The sequence below is a fragment of the Pantoea sp. CTOTU49201 genome (assembly GCF_032054795.1).
Classification (GTDB): Bacteria; Pseudomonadota; Gammaproteobacteria; order Enterobacterales; family Enterobacteriaceae; genus Pantoea; species Pantoea symbiotica.
Map to the genome: position 1 here is coordinate 1 of NZ_DAMBSA010000481.1, position 3165 is coordinate 3165.

Consider the following 3165-nt stretch of genomic DNA (forward strand, 5'->3'; position numbering starts at 1 on the left):
TGATACGCAAAACAGCAACAGCAACGCCAGTACCGACGGTTTAGTGGAATCGCTGTACGGCGATGAAACTAACCGCATGTATCGTCAGAGCTACGGCATCGCGCACAACGGTATCTGGGATTGGGGAACCTCGAAGCTCAACTTTAACTACGAGAAAACCAATAATACGCGCCTGCAGGAAGGTACCGCTGGTCGTACCGAAGGGATGATCAACAGCGATACGTACGCCACAAGCCGTTTGGAAAGCTATCGCGCGGGCGGAGAGATCAACTTCCCGCTGCAGCTGCTGGTTGATCAAACCGTGACGCTGGGCGCGGAGTGGAACCGCGACGAGCTGAACGATCCGGCATCAATGCTGGCGTCCAACGCGAGTGGCGTCAATCTGCCAGGCAGCTCTGGCGATCCGTCGCAGCGCAGCAGCAAAAACAGCGCCACCATCAGTTCTCTGTTCTTCGAAGACAACATTGCTGCCACTGATACCACCGAAGTGATTCCAGGCCTGCGTTTTGATTATCACGATCAGTTTGGCGCGAACTGGAGCCCAAGCCTGAACGTTTCACAAGGGTTAGGCGACTACTTCACCTTAAAAGCCGGTATTGCGCGGGTGTTTAAAGCGCCTAACCTGTATCAGTCAACGCCGGGTTATCTGCTCTCCACGCGTGGCAACGGCTGCCCGATTGGCCTCAGCCAATGTTATCTGCTGGGTAACGACGATCTCGATGCCGAAACCAGCGTCAACAAAGAGATTGGTCTGGAATTCAGCAACGAAGGCTACGTCGCGGGCATTACCTGGTTCCGCAATGACTACAAGAACAAAATTGTGTCAGGCACCGAGCCGGTTTATTCCAGCACGCGCCCGGTTTATAACGTATTGCGCTGGGAAAACGGCGGCAAAGCGATTGTCGAAGGACTGGAAGGTAATCTGACCATTCCTTTAATTGCCGATACGCTGGAATGGCGATCCAACGCCACCTATATGTTCCGCTCCGAGAGTAAGGAAACCGGCAATCCGCTGTCAGTGATCCCGGAATTCACCATCAACTCGCAGCTGGAGTGGCAGGCAACGCAGGATCTCAGCGCTAACATCAACTGGACGCAATATGGCCGCCAGAAACCGCGTCAGAATGCAGAGACCAATATCGATACCTCGAACATGACAACGCAGGAAATCAGCCCGTATTCGGTATTTGGTTTGAACGTCAATTACGACATCAGCAAAAACCTACGTGCCAATGCTGGTATCAACAATCTGTTTGATAAGCGCATTTACCGTGAGAATTCGGGGGCATCGACCTATAACGAACCGGGCCGAGCATATTATGCCGGTGTGACGATGTCGTTTTGATGGATGGGTTTTTTGGTCGCCATAAATGGCGACCCTACGCTTAATTAAAAAACTCACGCAGCGCATCTGCCAGCGCCTGCGGTTGCTCATCCGGGACGAAGTGGCCGCAGTGCGCTATTTTAATTCCCGTCACATCTGCCGCGAATTCACGTAATGGCAACGCCATATCCGGAATCGAACCCTGATCGGCGCTGATCGCCAGCAACGGCAAAGCTAATTTGCCGCGTTCATGAAGCAACGTTCGGTTCTGAGCCGCCGAAACCGTCACTTCACGATAAGTGGCCATTCCGGCGCGTATTGCGCCCTTCTGCTGTAATAAACGGGTGTATTCCGCCATGTCTTCATCGCCAAATACCATCGGGCTGGCCGCTTTGCGTTTCAGAAACCATTCGAGGTAGATTGCTTCACGCCCTTCTATTAATGCTTCCGGAAGATCGGGCAACAGATGAAACGCGAAGTGCCAGGTTTTCCACGCTTTATCCGGCGTGGCGGGCAGCAATTCTGGCAAGGTCACACCCGGAATGCCAGCATCGAGCAGCGCCAGCTTTTTCACCTGATCGCTAAACAACGTGGCATACGGCCAGGCAACCCACGCGCCGACATCATGCGCAGCGAGATAATAGCTTGTGTGGCCTAATTGCTGCATCAAGCCCTGCACTTTCTGCGCCAGCGATGTGGTGTCGTAGCCGCTGAGCGGTTTGTCCGAGTCGCCCTGGCCGGGTAAATCTGGCGCGATGATGAAATAGCGATCGCTCAGCAGCGACATCACCTGCCGCCAGGCAAACCAGCTTTGCGGAAATCCCGCCAGTAAAAGTAATGTTTCTCCGTTGGCGTTGCCGCCGCTGACGTAGTGCAATCGCACGCCGTCCACCGTGGCGTAATAATGGGAAAATCCGTCTAACTCGTTGAATGGCTGCGTCCATCCCGGCGCGTGCTTGATAACAGCTGCTGACATTTTCGCTCTCCGCATATTTAGGAAATGATCAATTCCTAAATACTACATGATGATCACAACATAAGAAAAATTTTCTGCAAAGCGGCATCGGTCGCCATTAATGGCGACCCTACGGAGTTGGTTGTTTGCTATTCTGTGCGCGACTCTTTCTTAACAATTGTGAAACCTATGCGAACATCGGATTTGTTGCGGCTGCTGATTTTGGCCGCGATTTGGGGTGCCAGTTTTCTGTTTATGCGCATTGCGGTACCGGCGCTGGGCGCGGTGAATACCGCATTTTTACGCGTATTCTGCGGCATGTTGGGTTTACTGATTATCATGGCGGTGATGCGCATTCCGCGCCGCTTCGACGGTAAATTGGGCTGGGCGATGTTGCTGGGCGTCATCAACTCGGCAATTCCATTTCTGATGTACTGCCTCGCGGCACGCGTGTTGCCGGCGGGTTATTCAGCGATTCTCAACGCCACCACTCCGTTGATGGGCGTGATTATTGGCGCGGCCTTCTTCGACGAAAAGCTAACAGTTAATAAAGTTCTCGGCATGATCGCCGGATTTAGCGGCATCATTGTCATCAGCACCACCGGAGAAGCGCATCTTAGCAGCACTTTAATTGGCGGGATCTTAGCCTGTTTGATCGCCACCGCCTGTTATGGTTTTGCCGGTTTCCTGACCAAGCGCTGGATCGGTGCACGCGGCGGTCTCGATGCCACCAAAGTCGCCTTTGGTAGCCAACTAGGCGCGTCGGTATTTTTGCTGCCGATCTTTGCCTTTAGCGCGCCGCAAACGCCAGCGGCGAGTTGGCAAATTCCAGAAGTCTGGGCCAGCATTCTGGCGATTGGGTTTATCTGCACCGCGCTGGCTTACA

3 protein-coding genes are annotated in these 3165 nt (G+C 53.5%); 2 read left to right on the top strand and 1 reads right to left on the bottom strand.

Annotation, left to right across the window (positions count from 1 at the left end; genetic code table 11):
* Positions 1 to 1345 (top strand): FepA family TonB-dependent siderophore receptor (locus tag RTY00_RS22505; RefSeq protein WP_312666362.1); only part of this gene is annotated, 1345 nt, incomplete at its 5' end.
* A gap of 40 nt (positions 1346 to 1385) precedes the next feature.
* On the opposite strand, the gene RTY00_RS22510 is transcribed toward RTY00_RS22505, so the two are convergent.
* Complete coding sequence (locus RTY00_RS22510; RefSeq protein ID WP_312666364.1) at positions 1386 to 2300, bottom strand: alpha/beta hydrolase; 915 nt, start codon at positions 2298 to 2300, stop codon at positions 1386 to 1388.
* 168 nt (positions 2301 to 2468) lie between these two features.
* On the opposite strand from RTY00_RS22510, the gene RTY00_RS22515 reads away from it, so the two are divergent.
* The coding region (locus tag RTY00_RS22515; protein ID WP_312666366.1) for a DMT family transporter at positions 2469 to 3165 on the top strand (697 nt) is incomplete at its 3' end.